The sequence below is a fragment of the Flavobacterium tagetis genome (assembly GCF_016735615.1).
In the GTDB taxonomy this organism is placed as follows: domain Bacteria; phylum Bacteroidota; class Bacteroidia; order Flavobacteriales; family Flavobacteriaceae; genus Flavobacterium; species Flavobacterium tagetis.
Window position 1 is genome coordinate 778,613 of record NZ_JAERSF010000001.1, and the last position, 15,258, is coordinate 793,870.

Sequence of the window (15,258 nt, forward strand, 5' to 3'; positions counted from 1 at the left end):
ATAAAACTTTGCGAACTTTGCGTAAATCTTAGCGCTCTTTGCTGTTAAATTTCATAAACTGTATAAAAGCAAAAAAGCTTCTCATTAAGAGAAGCTTTCTACAAACTTAGGCGGTCTGGACGGGACTCGAACCCGTCTCGTCTCTAGACGAGATGCCAGACATGTATTCTAACCTGCTTAACCTTTCTTATTTTTGGCCGTAAATTAAAGCTTCAAGAGATTTTCTATTTAGCTTTTTTAACCTCAATTCTTCAACCAAAGCTTCTTTTTTAGTTTCAAATGCTTTCGAATAAACCAATTTCCATGGTCCTTTATTAGCCGTATATCTACTTCTATTTTCATTATGATAAAGCAACCTTTGAGAAATATCTTCACTAAAACCTTTATAATAAACATCAAAAGTTTTAGAATAAATTATATAAACGTAAAACATAAATTAAAACTTAATAGTAAAAAAAAATGCCTCTCATAATGAGAGGCATTTTACAAACTTAGGCGGTCTGGACGGGACTCGAACCCGCGACCCCATGCGTGACAGGCATGTATTCTAACCAACTGAACTACCAAACCCTGCGTTATTGCGAGTGCAAAAATACAACAGATTTTCGTTTCTGCAAGCGTTTTTTCAAATAAAATTTAGACATTTTTTTAATTGGTTAAATTCCAATATTTTAAAAATTCAGGTTTTAATTAAAAAGTAGGAACTTTCTTTTACTTAACCGCAAAAAGCGCAAGGCTAAAAGCAGAATCCCAATAACTATTGGAGCAAAGCTTTATTAAATTATAGCTTTGTGGACTTTGCATCCTCAAAAATACCTTTGCGAACTTTGCGTATTCTTTGCGCTCTTTGCGGTTAAATCTTTCTGGAATTACGTGTGTGATTTCTCTTTTCGGTCGAAATGACAAACTGTACGATAAAATTGGAATTTGGAATTTTTCTCGAAGTTTCGGGTTTGGAATTTACCTTTACAAAAGGTCTTAAATCAAAAAAGCCATCCACAAAAGTGGAAAGCTTTTCATTGGTCTAACTACTAAACCAGCTACGAGTTACAAAGTCGTAGCAAAACAACACAACTAATCTTAGATACCGTTTTTGGGCAAAAAAGCCTTTCTTAATAGAAAGGCTTCTCCCAATATTGCGGTCTGGACGGGACTCGAACCCGCGACCCCATGCGTGACAGGCATGTATTCTAACCAACTGAACTACCAAACCTCTGCGTTATTGCGGTTGCAAAGATATAACAGAATTTCGTTTCTGCAAGTGTTTTTATAAAAAAAATGAAATTATTTTTTAAAATATCACCCAAAGTTTTGTTTTTCAACCAAATATGTAGTCAATATTTTTTCAAAATTATCGCCAACATTTACCGGAACGTACTTAATTTGGTTCTTTGCGCAGGTTAAAGCCAAGTTTTTAAAATAAGTCTCTACCCTTTTTTCGTACTCTTCTTTTACATTATCCGCAAAAATAGACACCTCATCTCCCGATTCTAAGTCAATGAATTTTCTTGGCGTATTATCAAAATCAAACTTCAATTCCGTTTCATTATCAACTACATGAAACAAAACTACTTTGTGTTTGTTGTGTTTTAAATGCTGTAATGCGTTGAATAGTTTCTCATCATCTTCGGTCTGAAACATATCGGTAAACAAAATAATCATCGAACGGCGATGCATTTTCTCTGCTATTTGATGCAGATACGTAATCGTATCAGTCGTTTTTTTGACTTTTGGTTGAACCAATAATTCTTCCAATTTGTTCAAAAGCATTCTATGATGGCGATCACTTCCTTTCTCGGGAGCGTAATATTCGTATTTATCTGAGAAAACGCTTAAACCAACTGCATCACGCTGTTTCTTTAAAATATTCATCAAAACCGCCGAAGCCAAAACCGCAAAACCAATCTTCTTTTCATAAAAAGGCTGATTCGATTTTAGTTCAGGATAATGCATCGATGACGAATTGTCTACAATCAAATGACAACGCAAATTCGTTTCTTCCTCAAAACGTTTCGTGTACAAACGATCGGTTTTGGCAAACAATTTCCAGTCGATATGTTTGGTGCTTTCGCCTGCATTATAGACTTTATGTTCGGCAAATTCGGCCGAAAATCCATGAAACGGACTCTTGTGCATTCCCGATATAAAACCTTCCACAACCTGATTCGCCAGCATTTCGAGATGCTGAAAACTGGAGACTTTTTCTATTTCCGATTCGATTTTCATTCGGTTTCCTTTTTAATATTTTGTGCTTTATAAAGCAAATCTGTCGCCTGAAACAATTTGCGTTTCAAGATCGGACTAAAATTAGGGTTTTCTTTTAAGAATCGCTGTACTTCATCAAAAGCAAATTTTGACGAATATTTCCCAACGGTATTATCCAGCCAGTCTTTTGGAAAGAAAATATCTCCTGTACGCTGAATTTCATCAACCAAATCTAGTGAAAATCTAATATACTTTTGTGCACTTTCCTGACGAAGTGGATGATTTACATTTGCCAAACCAACAGAAACCCAAGATTCTTTTTCACGGTTTGCATCGTCTTTCAAAGATTCCATAAAAGCATTTCGAACCGATTCATCTTTCGATAATGACGGAAGCAAAAACTCAAAACGCTTTTGTTTGTCCGGATTTGTAAACGAAGTTCTGGTTTTTTCCAAGATTTCATCGGCTTTTGAATGGTTGAAAATCGCCAGATTCATCGCCATATTGGTGTAATCGTCTTCGTTTAATTTCAAATTCGGAATAGAAATTTCTCTGTTCCAAACCTTATATAAACTGGCTTTCGCCGAATTAGAATACGCAATCGAACTGAATAATCCGAATAATGTCTTTTTGATATTAGATGATAAATTAGCCTGCAAACGCTCGTATAAAACGCCTTCAAGTTTTTTCTGCAATTTGTTCTGCTGTTTTTCGGTAAAAAATCTCCAATAAATCGTATTTAAACTTCCCGAAACAATTCTCAAAACCAATTCGTTTTGTTCTGTTTGAATTCCCTTTAAAAAACAATCAAAAGCCTTTTCTGGCGAAACATTTCCAATCAAAGTATTTTCATAAAGATTACTATAACTGGAAGCTCTAGCCATTTCATCTTTCAAATCAGCAATATAATTTAAATTATTCCCGTCAAGCGGAAAAACACCGTACCCAAAACCATTATAATTGTAAACAATCGCAAGCGGTTTTTCAATTCCTATAGCTTCTTTTACAACAGTATTTTTGTCATTAATATTGATTGATAAAACTTTTACCTCTTTAGCATAAACTAAACCTATCTGAAAAACCTGAGGCCATATATTCTCTGATTTATCTTCTGCTTTTTGCTGAATTTCAAAACTTTTGATTCGGTTTTTAGTATCATATTCTATTTGATCCATAAAAATGGCTCTTCCCGATTTATTTACCCAGACATCGCTCCATTTTTTCATATCAAGCGGAGTTTCAGCATCGAGAAGTTCTACCAGATTATTCCAATCAGCATTGTCGTTGGCGTATTTCTGAATGTATTTTTGAATTCCTTTCTGGAACGCTTCCTTGCCCATCGAAGCCTCTAACTGACGCATCATAATTGGCGCTTTGTTGTAAATAATCGCACCATACAACGAACCCGCATCTTTCAAATTTGCCAAATGCTGCTTGATCGGATGTGTTCCTAAAGATCGATCTTCCGCGAAAGCGCTAGGATAATGCGCCGTAAAAAATTGCAGATTATGATTGACTTTCGGAAAAATCGGATTCATGATTTTATCGGCCATGAAGTTGGCAAAAACCTCTTTCATCCAAACATCATCAAACCATTTCATGGTTACCAAATCGCCAAACCACATATGTGAGGTTTCGTGTGCGATGAGTTTTGCTCGGTTTAGTTTTTCGGTGTCGGTTGCGCTGTTGTCCAGAAACAAAGTTGATTCTCTGTATTGAATTGCGCCGACATGCTCCATTCCACCATATTGAAAAACAGGAATTGAAGCGAAATCTAACTTCTGAAACGGAAATTTATAATTGGTATATTTTTCTAAAAAGTCTAACGATTGCTGATGCAAATTGAAAATAGTATCAGCGCTTACGCGAAATTTCTCTGGGCTATTTTCACGATACAACATCGTCATTTCTAAACCTGGCTTTTGTGTCGCGCTTTTGAATTTTCCTGCAACAAAAGAAAACAAATACGTACTCATTTTGTCCGATTCTCCAAAAGTGTAAGATGTAAAATCTCCCTTCTCGAGTTTCTCCACGACATCGGCTCCAGCCAAAACCGACCAATCTTTTGGCACAGAAAGTCTGAGTTTGTAAGTCGCTTTCAAATCTGGCTGATCAAAACAAGGAAATAAAGTACTGGCACGGTCTGGAACTAATAAAGTGTATAGGAAATCATCGTTTCTATTTAATGACAAATTACCTGCAATAAATGAAATCGAAACCGTATTTTTTCCTGAAACCAAAGTCGAAATCGGAATTATAATATGACCATTTTCATGAACAATAGAAAGCTTTTTTCCGTTTGCTTCAACCGTTTTTATATTGGAAGTTTTCTCTTTAAAATCTAAAATCAAAGGCTGACTTAAATCTGACAAACTCAAATTTACAATCAAATTAGAGTTTATATTTTCTGCTTTCTGATTCGGAATTTCAAAAAACAAAGTGTATTGAAGATCTGAAATCTGTTTTTTACGAAAATGTGCCAACTGTTCAGAAACGCCGTTTTCAAATAATTCATTTGCTTTTGACTGAGAAAAACTATTGAAAATCAAAATAAAAAAACAAAGAAGGCTGTAGAAAATTTTCATTTTTAAGGAATATAAGATTTGCTAAAATTAACAAATGCATTGATTTTTCGCAAACAATTACTGCAACAACATTGCATTTAAGAATAAGATTTCTATATTTGCAACACTATTGCATTAAACAGCGTAAAAAACCTCATCTAGAAGTTAATCTTCACGAATGAAAAAGAAACTTAAATTTATAAATCTCTTGATGCCTTTGATTGTATTGTTCGCAATACTTTTTCCGGCTGTCCATTCGTATGAGCATATTTTAGACACTCATAATTGCAAAGAGAAATTAGAGTTTTCTATTTCCGAAAAACCACAATTTAAAGCCAAACTGCATTCGTTTCATAAATGCTCGATTTGCGATTTTAAATTCAGTGCAGTTGGCACATTTGAAATCAATGCTTTTCAGTTTTTCAAGAATAATCCTGTTGTAAAACACATTAGCTTTTACAGCAAACCGCATTTTGCATTTTTTAAGGGCGCTCTTTTCTCACTTCGAGCCCCGCCTTTTACACTTTAATATTTTTTTGTGCTCTGTTTTGCTTTGGCAATTCGGCTATTTACTTGTTTTAATGATTTCAAAATCTTGAATCATTAAATAGCGATTTCATTCATTTAAGCAATTAAACAAGTATTGTCATTGATATTGTCATTGATATTATTATTGTTTTCCGCTTTTTCCGCACAAGAAAACCTCAACTTTTTATCGATTAACAAATTCGAACTAGATCCCAATTCCGGTTTTAGTTACGGCTGTACCGTTTTAAGCATTTGTTTGTTCTCGCAAAGTCGCGAAGACGCAGAGTTTAGGACAATTTTCTTTGCGTCTTCGCGACTTTGCGAGAGCTAAATCAAAGAAAACCTTAAAGAAAAAATCTTAACCTAATGTCTTTAGCTAAAAAAGCTTAAAAGTATTTATAACCTCTTTTACAACCCAAATACCCTTTATAAAATGATCAAAATCAAATTAGAAAAAAATGAAAACAACTAAACTCATTCTGACCTCGCTTTTTGCGGCAATTGCTTTTACAAGCTGCAGTAACGACAATTCAGAACAAAAACAAGCGATTCCTAAAATTAATAAAATTGAACTGGGTCTTAGCAACAGCGAAACAGCAACTATTGGTGTAGATTTCCATTTTAATGCAGAAGTAACTGCTGCTGACAAAATCGAAAATGTGCAAGTAAAAATTGTGCAGAGAAGCACCGAAACATACTCAAAAGTCTGGTCGCACGAAATTACGTGGACGCAATATGCGGGCGCAAAAAATGCCAATGTACATAAGCATTTTGATATCCCAGAAGATGCTGTAGCAGGGAAATACGACTTCATCATTATAGTAAACGATCAAAACGGAAGCAAGTTAGAAGTGAAGAAAAACTTAACTATTATAAATTAAAAACATGAAACAATTAAAGCTTTTAATGGCCATTTTGGCTCTTACTTTTATTTCATCCTGCTCCAGCGACAAAGCCGAAATTGACACCGAATATCCTGTAATTGACATCACTGGGACGAATGCTTTTCCGATTCAATGCAACACGATCGAACGCGGAAAAACTTTCACTTTCAAAGCCACTTTTAATGACAATGTCGCTTTGGGTTCTTACAGCCTTGACATTCATCACAATTTCGATCATCATACACACAGTACAGAAGTGACAACTTGTGAAATGGAAGCTGTAAAAAGTCCTGTAAAACCAATGCTTTTCATCAACAATTATACTATTCCAAACGGAGTAAAAACTTACGAAGCAACAGCACAAATCACCGTTCCTGCGGATGTTGATCCCGGAGATTATCATTTTATGATTCGCTTGACGGATAAAGAAGGCTGGCAGACGCTGAAAGGTTTAAGTATTAAAATTTTATAAGATCAGATTAATGAAGAATGCCCTATCCATATATTGGAAATATTGTTTTTTACTCATCAGTTTATTAATTACGACGGAAGCCGTTTCTCAGAATAAGCCTTCAGAAAAGAAACCAGAAATCAAGGAACTTGACGAAGTTTTAATCAGCAATAATGCTGTTCAAAAAAACAAAAAAGAAGAATCGCTGAATGTTGAAACGGTAAACAACAGTTTTATTCAGCGTAATCTTGGCGGGAGTTTGATGCAGTCTTTGCAAAAATTACCTGGCGTTAAAACTATTTCGATTGGTTCTGGAGGTTCAAAACCGCTTATTCGTGGCTTGAGTTTCAATCAGGTTATTGTGGTGGAGAATGGTTTGAAACACGAAGGCCAACAATGGGGCGCTGATCACGGATTAGAAATCGATCAATATGCTGTAAATCGGGTAGAAATTATAAAAGGTCCTTCTTCATTTATCTACGGATCTGATGCTGTGGGCGGCGCGATAAACATTAAACCTTTGCCTCTTCCGTTGCAAAACACTTTTGGCGGAAGTGTTGATCTTACCGGAAAAAGCAACAATGCACAATTGGGAAGTTCTATTAATTTATTTGGAAGAAACAAAAATTGGTTCTTTGATTCTCGAGTTACCACAATGGATTATGGCGATTATCGCGTTCCGACCGATGTGGTTCATGTATATAGCTATGCCGTTCCGTTATACAAAAATCATTTGCGAAATACGGCTGGAAAAGAACTCGATTTTCATTTGAGCACAGGTTATTCTGGAGAACATTTAAAATCTGTTTTCTATTTCAGTAATGTGCATACTAAAAGCGGATTTTTCGCGAATGCGCATGGACTCGAACCTAGAAATGTAGATCTAGAATTACACGACAAATCGAGCCGTGATATTTTGATGCCTTATCAGCAGGTTAACCATTTAAAGGTTAGCAATACGACTTCTTTTCGGTTGGGAAATCATGCTTTTGAGACGCAGATTGGTTTTCAGAATAATTTTAGAAGAGAATATAGCCATTATGTCAATCACGGCTATATGCCTCCAATTTATCCTGAAGACATGTACGCTCCGCAAGATTTGGAACGTCAATATGATAAAGATGTTTGGTCGTTTTCTGCTAAAGATGAATTCAGAATTCAAAATCATCAAATTACGGTTGGTTCGAATGTAGTTTTTCAGCAAAATGAAATTGGCGGATGGAGCTTTTTAATTCCGTCTTTCACACAATTCAACGCGGGTTTATTTGCTTACGATAAAATTGAACTGAACGAAAAGTGGTTTTTAAACGGCGCTGTTCGTTACGATTACGGAAAAATAAAAATGAAATCGTATTACGATTGGTTTCAAAGTCCGGTTTCCGAAAACAATCAAACGGAATTGGAATATTTACAGCGTTCTCAAGATTTGACCAAAACTTTTGACAGTTTTACATGGTCGATTGGTGCAAATTACAATCCTGGAAAACTTTCGCTGAAAGCCAATTTGGGTTCTAGTTTTAGAATGCCAATTGCCAAAGAACTGGCTTCAAACGGCGTAAATTATCATTATTTCCGATTCGAAAAAGGAAATCCGAATTTAGATGCCGAACGTTCGTATCAATTGGATTTAGGTATGGAATGGAAAGCGCAAAACTTCTCTTTTCAACTGACTCCGTTTGTAAACTATTTTCCAAATTTCATTTATCTCAATCCAACCTCGGCTCATGATATTTATTACGGCGCAGGAAATCAGGTTTTTGAATATGAACAAAGCAAAGTCTTTCGCTATGGCGCAGAATTTCAGACGAGATATTATTTCCTAAAATCTTTAAGTGCAGAAATCGGTGCCGAATATCTTTATTCGGAACAAAAATCAGGCAGTAAAAAAGGTTATACACTTCCTTTTTCTCCACCGCCTTCTGTTTTGTTTGGATTGAATTATGAACCTCAAATCCCATTTTTAAAAGAACCTTATTTTTCTGTTGATTATCGTTTTACGGCACAGCAAAACAATATCGTTCCGCCTGAGAAAAAAACGGCTGAAAGTCATGTTTTTAATGTGGCTTTTGGCTCAAAAGTTAAGACCGGAAAACAGGATATCAGCATCAATATTCAGATCCAGAATTTATTTAATACAAGATATTTAAATCATACCAGCTTTTACCGACTTATCGAACTTCCAGAAGCGGGACGAAACATTATTGTTTCTATGAAAATTCCGTTTTCGGTTTCGCGATAAGTTCAACCATTCAAAACTCAATTATTTACAAATTTTAAACCCTTTATTACAATGAAAAACAAGTTTTACAAACTACTATTTTTATTTGCTTTATCGCTTTTTGCGGTTTCATGTAGCAACGACGATGACAACCACGACGATCATGATCATGATCACGACACTTCGGAAGAACATACATTTGTTAGAGTTTTACTTTCTGACGAAAAAACTACAGAGCTAACGCTTTTTGATCCGCATGAAGATAAAATCAGTTCTTTTACGGCAAAATTTGCTAAAGCCTCTTTATACACAACAGAATCTGGACGTTATGCAGGACTTGTTCACAGAGACAATAATTTTGTAGAAACTTTCGACAGCGGATTGGAATTACACGGCGATCATATTGATGTAGATGATGTTCCGAAATTTGGAGTTTTAGCGACAAGCGCATTAAAACCAACGCATTTTAAAAGTAAAATTGGAGAAATCCTAACTTTTAACGACGGAGACGGAACGCTTTCTGTTGGTAAAGAAGCCGATGTGAACAAAGCTGGTTCAACGTTCAAAACGATAAATGCAGGCTTATTGGCGCATCACGGTGCAATGGCGACTTTTACAAACGGAACTTATGCGATTACAGTAAAAGATAATTCAGTAACAGGAACGCTTCCTGAAAAAGTAAAAATCATTGATAACACAGGAAAAACACTTTTTGATGCTAAAATTGCGACAAAAGGAATTCACGGAAACGCTTCAGACGGTGTTTATGCTGTTTTTGGTTCGTCAAGCGGAATTTTGGTTGTAGAAAGCAACGGAAACCAAAAACTAATTGATCATCCAACAGATTTTGGAACAGCTTGGTTTGGAAGTATTTTAGAAACGGCTTCGACAGGAAAATTCATTGGTTACACTGCCACAAAAGGCGCTTATTTAATTGATGTAGTGGCTAATACCGTAAAACCAATTATTGCGAATACAACCATTATGCAATGCAAAACGAGTTACGATCGTAAAAAACTAGCTGTTTTATTGCATTCTGGAGAGTTTAGACTTTATGATATCAACAGTTTACAAGCTATAAAAGAAACTAAAGCGATTGCAGAAACAGCTACAGATGCCACATTAAAACCTCAAATGGCAGTTACAGATCGTTTTGCTTATATTACTTCGCCAACAACTGGAGAATTAGTACAGGTAAACCTTTCTACATTGGCAATCAAAAAGACTAAGGTTTCTAGCACGCCTTATATGATTACGGTTTTAGGTTATGAAAACAGTGAAACTCACAGCCATTAATAAAAGGTTCGATGCCACGAATTTCACAAATTTCCACAAATTTAATTAGTGTTAATTCGTGAAATTGCTTCGCCTGTTCGCTATCGGTCGGGTCGTGGCAAAAAAATAAAATAAAAAAGGTTTGACTTTCGTCAAACCTTTTTTATATAAATTGCAATCTAAGATTACAATAAAGCGTCTAAACTATCTGCGTAGGCTTGTTTCGGAGCTACTCCTACTTGTTTTCCTACTACTTCACCATTTTGAAACACCAAAACGGTTGGTATGTTACGCACACCATATTTTGCAGCAAATTCTTGGTTAGCATCTACATCTACTTTACCAACAACTACTTTACCAGCGTACTCTTCGCTTAATTGGTCAATGATTGGACCAACCATTCTACAAGGACCACACCATGCTGCCCAAAAATCTACCATTACTGGTTTATCTGATTTTAAAACTACTTCATCAAAAGTAGCATCTGTTATTGCTAATGCCATAATATATTAAGATTAAAATTAGGTCTGAAATATTAACTTTCAAACTACAGTACAAATTTAAAAATTTAAAATAAATCAAACACCATTACTAAATTAGTTTTCGTTATAAATGTATTATCATTAATTATAAGCTATTTAACTTTAAAATTACAATTTATTTACTTGAAAATCAAACCAATAAAAAGTTAATGTTTTTTGTAGTATCTTTAATACATTCAAAATTCGGCTACTATGAAAGAAGCTTTATCCAAAACAAAATCCTTTCTGCAATCTGATTCTTTTAAAAAATACGCCAAACGTTTTGGATATTTTATCTTGGGTTTAATTGCCATTCTTTTGCTTGCCTGCGGAGGTTTGTCTATATACTTCAATCGAAATAAAGCCGAAATTATTGCTAAAGTCAATACCAAGATCAACGAAAACATAAATGGTAAATTTCATATTAGAGATTTTCATTATAAGTTTCTTACTGGTTTCCCAAACTTTACATTGGCGCTTAATGATGTCGAAATAAAAGACAATCAATGGCAGAGTCATAAACACACTTTGCTGAGAGCAAAAGAAATTGAAGCGCGTTTGAATATTTTGAGTTTGTTGCAACACGAAATCAACATTCATAAAATCTTAATCAACGACGCCGATATTTATATTTATAAAGCCGAAAACGGTTATTCTAATGCCAATATTTTTAAAGCCAAAAAGAAGAAACCAAAAACCGATAAAGAGAAACCCGAAACTACTATTGACGAAGTAAACCTCAACAAAGTTCATGTTATTATTGATAATCATTTGGGACATAAATTGTTTGATTTTGATGTGGCGAGTTTAGAATCTAAAGTAAATTATGGCGACAACAACTGGCAGACCAATCTATATTTGAAAACCAAAATTAATAGTCTCGCCTTTAATACCGTTCACGGAAGCTTTGCTAAGGAGAAAGTTCTTGAAGGCAATTTTGATATTTCGTATGCTGAAACCAATCAGAAAATAGACATTAAAACCAAAGGACTTAAAATTGGTTCTGACGTTTTTGATATTATTGCTTTCTTTAATATCGGGAAAAACAATTCGCTGTTTGGAATCAATATCGGGACGGATATTTTATGGCGAAATGCTTCCAATTTATTATCGGCAAATATTAGTTCGAAACTTAACCAATTTGACATCAAAAAACCGATTAAGGTAAACTGCGATATAAAAGGCGATCTGAATGTAGAAGGCGATCCGAAAATTGTGGTTCAGGCAGATATCCGTGATAACGAATTAACAATTCCTGATGGTTTGTTTACGAATTGCAGTTTTAAAGGAATTTTTACTAACACTTTTAAACCCGAAAAGGAATCCAGCGATCCAAACTCCGCCATTATTCTCACCCATTTTAAAGCCGAATACGAAAGCATTCCGTTAAAAATTGCGCAAGCCGTAATTAATAATCTTGAAAAACCAATTGCTACTGGGGTGGTAAATGCCGATTTTGACATTTCGAAACTCAACGGAATGACGAATGAAAAAATTCTTCATTTTGAAAGCGGTCATGCCAAAGCCAATTTGAAATTTCAGTTTGATATCGTCGATCTGTACATCAATAAACCCAAATTTACGGGCGATGTAGATATTGCTGATGCCACATTCGATTATATTCCGAAAAAAATTCACGCCGAAAAAACGGCTGTACAATTGTCTTTTACGCAAGAAGCGCTTTACATTAAAAAAATTGCCTACAAACACAAAAAGAACATTATCCGCATTGATGGAAAAATTGATAATTTCTTGAATCTCTATTACGATGCACCCGAAAAAATGGTCGTAAACTGGAATATTTACTGTCCAAATATTGATGTGAAACAGTTTATAGGCGTTTTAGAAAATTCTCCGAAACAAAAAGTGGCAGAGAAAAAACCAGTCAAAAAGAATGTCAATTTTACAAATCAGTTACGATCTGTAATAGAAAAATGTGCCGCTGTAATTAATCTCAAAGCCGATAAAATCACTTATGGATCACTTACGGCAACCAATACTCTAGCCACAATCCAGATGCTAGATTCGAAGATTTTGCTTAAAAACGGAACACTGCAAACTTCTGGCGGAAGCATAACGTTTAGCGGTTCTGTACAGCCAAGTGGCAACCAATATGTTTTTACTTCAAATGCGCAGGTAAACCGAGTTGATATTGCGAGCTTTTTAAGGTCTTTTAATAATTTCGGAATCAAATCTTTCAGTCCAAAAAATATTCGCGGACGATTAAGCAGCAATGCCAATGTTGCGGGTTTAATGAGCAGCACGGGAGATCTGATTGTCAATTCGATGAAAGGAAAACTGGATTTTAATGTCAATCAAGGTGCATTACTCAATTTTGAACCGATTATGAAAGTTGGAAAATTTGCTTTTCCGTTTCGCGATGTAGAGAATATTACTTTTAGCGATTTATCGGGTTCGCTTAATCTGCGCGGAGAACAAGTCGATGTCAATAAACTTACTATAAGTTCTAGCGTCTTAAACTTTGACGTTGTCGGAATTTACTCTTTTGGTCGAGGCACCAATCTCGCCCTAACCATTCCGCTAAGAAATTCTAAAAACGATGCCAAACTCGCCACCAAAGAAGAACGAAAAGCCGTTCGCGAACGCGGTATTGTCCTGCATTTGATTGCTTATGATAATGAAGGGAAAATGAAGGTTAAGTGGGGGAAGAAGGATAAGGGGTGATTTTCGTTTTTAAAAAAGTTAAAAACATTTTGCTACAACAAAAAAACACTTTAAATCTCATATTTTTACGTAAGATATTTAATACAATAAATAATTGAGAAATGAGATATTCAGTAGAAATAATTTTTGGAAAAGATCAAATTAGAAAATACAATAACAACGAAGCATTTAATGACTTTGAAAAAACAGTCAATTTTAAAAAATACACATTTGAAACTCAAGTACAAAGAAATTCTTTCTATAAAGGAATGTCTGAAACTATTGGCTGGATGGAATTTGAAGTTGTAAAAGAATTTGAGGAGAATGACCAAATCGGAATAGAGAAAAAAGAGGAAGATCGATTTGACTATTGGAGTTTTATACAAAAATTTTATCCTAAATATCATCAATGCAACAGTGTTTTGCTTAGTGAAATTTTAACAAAAAAACTTGATGGCGAAGAGATTTCCCAAGAAGATGAGGAATATATAAGAGATTGGGATGTTAGGAACGAATTATTAGAAATTGACAAGGAATTACTATGCAAAGCTTTTGAAAATTATTTTACCATCATGTATCCCGAAAAATAATTAATAAAGTATAATCATATAATAAGGTATATAAAATTGACTCTTACATTCTATTAAACTTTTACTTATGAATTTCTCTTAATTTATCCACCAAAAAAAATAGTTTTATATTTTTTTGCTCTAAGGTTTTATGACAAATTAGACTTTAGTATTTATTAGCTATATTTACTAAAGACAAATTTATCCAAAAATGCCACCAAAAAACCTCTGGACACGAGAAGAATTAATCGTTGCCTTTAACCTGTATCTTACAATTGAGTTTGGAAAGAGCCATTCTAGAAATCCTGATGTAAAAAGATTGGCCGAAATTATAGGAAGAACTCCTGGCGCAATATCAAGAAGACTAGGGAATTTTGCAAGTATAGACCCTTTTCATCAACAAAGAGGTGTAAAAGGTTTAGATCACGGAAAGAGACAAGTTCAACCGATTTGGGATGAATTTTTCGAAAATAAAGAAGAATTATTATTTCAAAGCGAAGAAATCTTAGCTCAAAAAGAAAATACTCCTCTTCAAAGCAAATACAAAGATATTCTTGAAGATTTAAAAGATTTAAAGGGAGAAACTGTTCTTCGCGAAGTAAAAACAAGAATAAATCAATGTGTTTTTAGAAAAATAGTTTTAACTAATTACTCGTATAAATGTGCAATTACAGGTATTGATATTCCTGAATTATTGCATGCCAGCCATATAATTCCTTGGTCAACAAGTGAAGAACATCGTTTAAGCCCTGAAAATGGAATTTGTTTTTCAGCACTTTATGACAAAGCTTTTGATAAGGGATTAATTGGAATTAATACAGATCTCAAAATCATATTTTCAGAAACTTTAAAAAAGAAAAAGAAAACAGAATACTTTCAAAAATATTTTGCATCAATAGAAAATCAAGAAATACTTAAAGCAAAAAAATATTTACCAAAGAAAGAATTTTTAGAACATCATTTAGATACAATTTTCAACAAATAAGATTCATAAAAAAGCCACTTTCCCAAGTGGCTTTTCTCATTTCTTACTCAATCCCCAAATAAGGATCAAGAATTTCGGCTAATTCATTTAACCAAAAGAAACCATCTTCAATATTTACGGTTTCGGTTTTCATAAATCCATCTTCTCGTATTGCATTTAACGCAATAAGGAAATTGACTTGCCTAATGGTTTTTGCCATGCTTTTAGAATCAATTGAATTGTTGAAGAATTCTGTTAACCTCAATTCGGTTTCTTTGGAAAGGGTGTTGGTACTCATAATCTTGAATTTTAGGAATAAAAAACCCATGTGGCTTAGCTGTCCTGCGCATTCAAGAACGCGCTACGGTTGTTTCCAATAACGTCAGCATACCACATGGGCAAGAATTTTTTTGTG

At 34.5% G+C, this 15,258-nt stretch carries 13 protein-coding genes and 2 tRNA genes; 8 read left to right on the forward strand and 7 right to left on the reverse strand.

Annotated features, from left to right (window positions below; all coding sequences use genetic code 11):
* Positions 1-187: 187 nt before the first annotated feature.
* From JI750_RS03405 to JI750_RS03425, 5 genes are all read right to left on the reverse strand, one after another.
* On the reverse strand, positions 188-433 hold the full coding sequence (locus JI750_RS03405; protein WP_201998973.1) for a GIY-YIG nuclease family protein: 246 nt from the start codon (positions 431-433) through the stop codon (positions 188-190).
* A 63-nt stretch (positions 434-496) separates the two neighbouring features.
* A tRNA-Asp gene (locus tag JI750_RS03410) sits at positions 497-570 on the reverse strand.
* 569 nt (positions 571-1,139) lie between these two features.
* Positions 1,140-1,213, reverse strand: a tRNA-Asp gene (locus tag JI750_RS03415).
* Between the two features lie 86 nt (positions 1,214-1,299).
* Complete coding sequence (locus tag JI750_RS03420; RefSeq protein ID WP_201998974.1) at positions 1,300-2,226, reverse strand: DUF58 domain-containing protein; 927 nt, start codon at positions 2,224-2,226, stop codon at positions 1,300-1,302.
* A complete protein-coding gene (locus tag JI750_RS03425) occupies positions 2,223-4,790 on the reverse strand; it encodes a M1 family aminopeptidase (protein WP_201998975.1) in 2,568 nt (855 codons plus the stop codon). Before JI750_RS03425 ends, JI750_RS03420 begins: the two co-directional genes overlap by 4 nt.
* A 157-nt stretch (positions 4,791-4,947) precedes the next feature.
* Here JI750_RS03425 and JI750_RS03430 point away from each other — a divergent pair, with 157 nt between their 5' ends.
* The 5 genes from JI750_RS03430 to JI750_RS03450 all read left to right on the forward strand — a co-directional run bounded on the left by JI750_RS03430 (position 4,948) and on the right by JI750_RS03450 (position 10,146).
* On the forward strand, positions 4,948-5,298 hold the full coding sequence (locus JI750_RS03430; RefSeq protein WP_201998976.1) for a hypothetical protein: 351 nt from the start codon (positions 4,948-4,950) through the stop codon (positions 5,296-5,298).
* Positions 5,299-5,755: 457 nt separating this feature from the next.
* Positions 5,756-6,178 carry a DUF4625 domain-containing protein gene (locus tag JI750_RS03435; protein WP_201998977.1) on the forward strand — a complete coding sequence of 141 codons (423 nt, stop codon included), beginning with the start codon at positions 5,756-5,758 and terminating at the stop codon, positions 6,176-6,178.
* Positions 6,179-6,182: 4 nt separating this feature from the next.
* Positions 6,183-6,653, forward strand: a complete 471-nt coding sequence (locus tag JI750_RS03440; RefSeq protein ID WP_201998978.1) for a DUF4625 domain-containing protein — start codon at positions 6,183-6,185, stop codon at positions 6,651-6,653.
* Positions 6,654-6,663: 10 nt separating this feature from the next.
* A complete protein-coding gene (locus JI750_RS03445) occupies positions 6,664-8,871 on the forward strand; it encodes a TonB-dependent receptor (protein ID WP_236672966.1) in 2,208 nt (735 codons plus the stop codon).
* Between the two features lie 51 nt (positions 8,872-8,922).
* Complete coding sequence (locus JI750_RS03450) at positions 8,923-10,146, forward strand: hypothetical protein (protein ID WP_201998979.1); 1,224 nt, start codon at positions 8,923-8,925, stop codon at positions 10,144-10,146.
* A gap of 164 nt (positions 10,147-10,310) precedes the next feature.
* On the opposite strand, the gene trxA is transcribed toward JI750_RS03450, so the two are convergent.
* Positions 10,311-10,628, reverse strand: coding sequence for a thioredoxin (gene trxA, locus JI750_RS03455; RefSeq protein WP_008466289.1), 318 nt, complete (start codon positions 10,626-10,628; stop codon positions 10,311-10,313).
* A gap of 231 nt (positions 10,629-10,859) precedes the next feature.
* On the opposite strand from trxA, the gene JI750_RS03460 reads away from it, so the two are divergent.
* The 3 genes from JI750_RS03460 (at position 10,860) to JI750_RS03470 (ending at position 14,864) form a co-directional block, all read left to right on the forward strand.
* On the forward strand, positions 10,860-13,331 hold the full coding sequence (locus JI750_RS03460; RefSeq protein ID WP_201998980.1) for an AsmA family protein: 2,472 nt from the start codon (positions 10,860-10,862) through the stop codon (positions 13,329-13,331).
* 101 nt (positions 13,332-13,432) lie between these two features.
* Complete coding sequence (locus JI750_RS03465) at positions 13,433-13,900, forward strand: hypothetical protein (protein WP_201998981.1); 468 nt, start codon at positions 13,433-13,435, stop codon at positions 13,898-13,900.
* A gap of 190 nt (positions 13,901-14,090) precedes the next feature.
* Positions 14,091-14,864 carry an HNH endonuclease gene (locus tag JI750_RS03470; RefSeq protein WP_201998982.1) on the forward strand — a complete coding sequence of 258 codons (774 nt, stop codon included), beginning with the start codon at positions 14,091-14,093 and terminating at the stop codon, positions 14,862-14,864.
* Between the two features lie 43 nt (positions 14,865-14,907).
* On the opposite strand, the gene JI750_RS03475 is transcribed toward JI750_RS03470, so the two are convergent.
* Positions 14,908-15,141 carry a hypothetical protein gene (locus JI750_RS03475; protein WP_066032999.1) on the reverse strand — a complete coding sequence of 78 codons (234 nt, stop codon included), beginning with the start codon at positions 15,139-15,141 and terminating at the stop codon, positions 14,908-14,910.
* Positions 15,142-15,258: the final 117 nt, after the last annotated feature.

What these genes read in the sequence shown, in the direction of transcription:
- JI750_RS03405 (WP_201998973.1), bottom strand. Translation starts at nt 433, where the DNA reads ATGTTTTACGTTTATATAATTTATTCTAAAACTTTTGATGTTTATTAT.
- JI750_RS03420 (WP_201998974.1), bottom strand. Translation starts at nt 2,226, where the DNA reads ATGAAAATCGAATCGGAAATAGAAAAAGTCTCCAGTTTTCAGCATCTC.
- JI750_RS03425 (WP_201998975.1), bottom strand. Translation starts at nt 4,790, where the DNA reads ATGAAAATTTTCTACAGCCTTCTTTGTTTTTTTATTTTGATTTTCAAT.
- JI750_RS03430 (WP_201998976.1), top strand. Translation starts at nt 4,948, where the DNA reads ATGAAAAAGAAACTTAAATTTATAAATCTCTTGATGCCTTTGATTGTA.
- JI750_RS03435 (WP_201998977.1), top strand. Translation starts at nt 5,756, where the DNA reads ATGAAAACAACTAAACTCATTCTGACCTCGCTTTTTGCGGCAATTGCT.
- JI750_RS03440 (WP_201998978.1), top strand. Translation starts at nt 6,183, where the DNA reads ATGAAACAATTAAAGCTTTTAATGGCCATTTTGGCTCTTACTTTTATT.
- JI750_RS03445 (WP_236672966.1), top strand. Translation starts at nt 6,664, where the DNA reads ATGAAGAATGCCCTATCCATATATTGGAAATATTGTTTTTTACTCATC.
- JI750_RS03450 (WP_201998979.1), top strand. Translation starts at nt 8,923, where the DNA reads ATGAAAAACAAGTTTTACAAACTACTATTTTTATTTGCTTTATCGCTT.
- trxA (WP_008466289.1), bottom strand. Translation starts at nt 10,628, where the DNA reads ATGGCATTAGCAATAACAGATGCTACTTTTGATGAAGTAGTTTTAAAA.
- JI750_RS03460 (WP_201998980.1), top strand. Translation starts at nt 10,860, where the DNA reads ATGAAAGAAGCTTTATCCAAAACAAAATCCTTTCTGCAATCTGATTCT.
- JI750_RS03465 (WP_201998981.1), top strand. Translation starts at nt 13,433, where the DNA reads ATGAGATATTCAGTAGAAATAATTTTTGGAAAAGATCAAATTAGAAAA.
- JI750_RS03470 (WP_201998982.1), top strand. Translation starts at nt 14,091, where the DNA reads ATGCCACCAAAAAACCTCTGGACACGAGAAGAATTAATCGTTGCCTTT.
- JI750_RS03475 (WP_066032999.1), bottom strand. Translation starts at nt 15,141, where the DNA reads ATGAGTACCAACACCCTTTCCAAAGAAACCGAATTGAGGTTAACAGAA.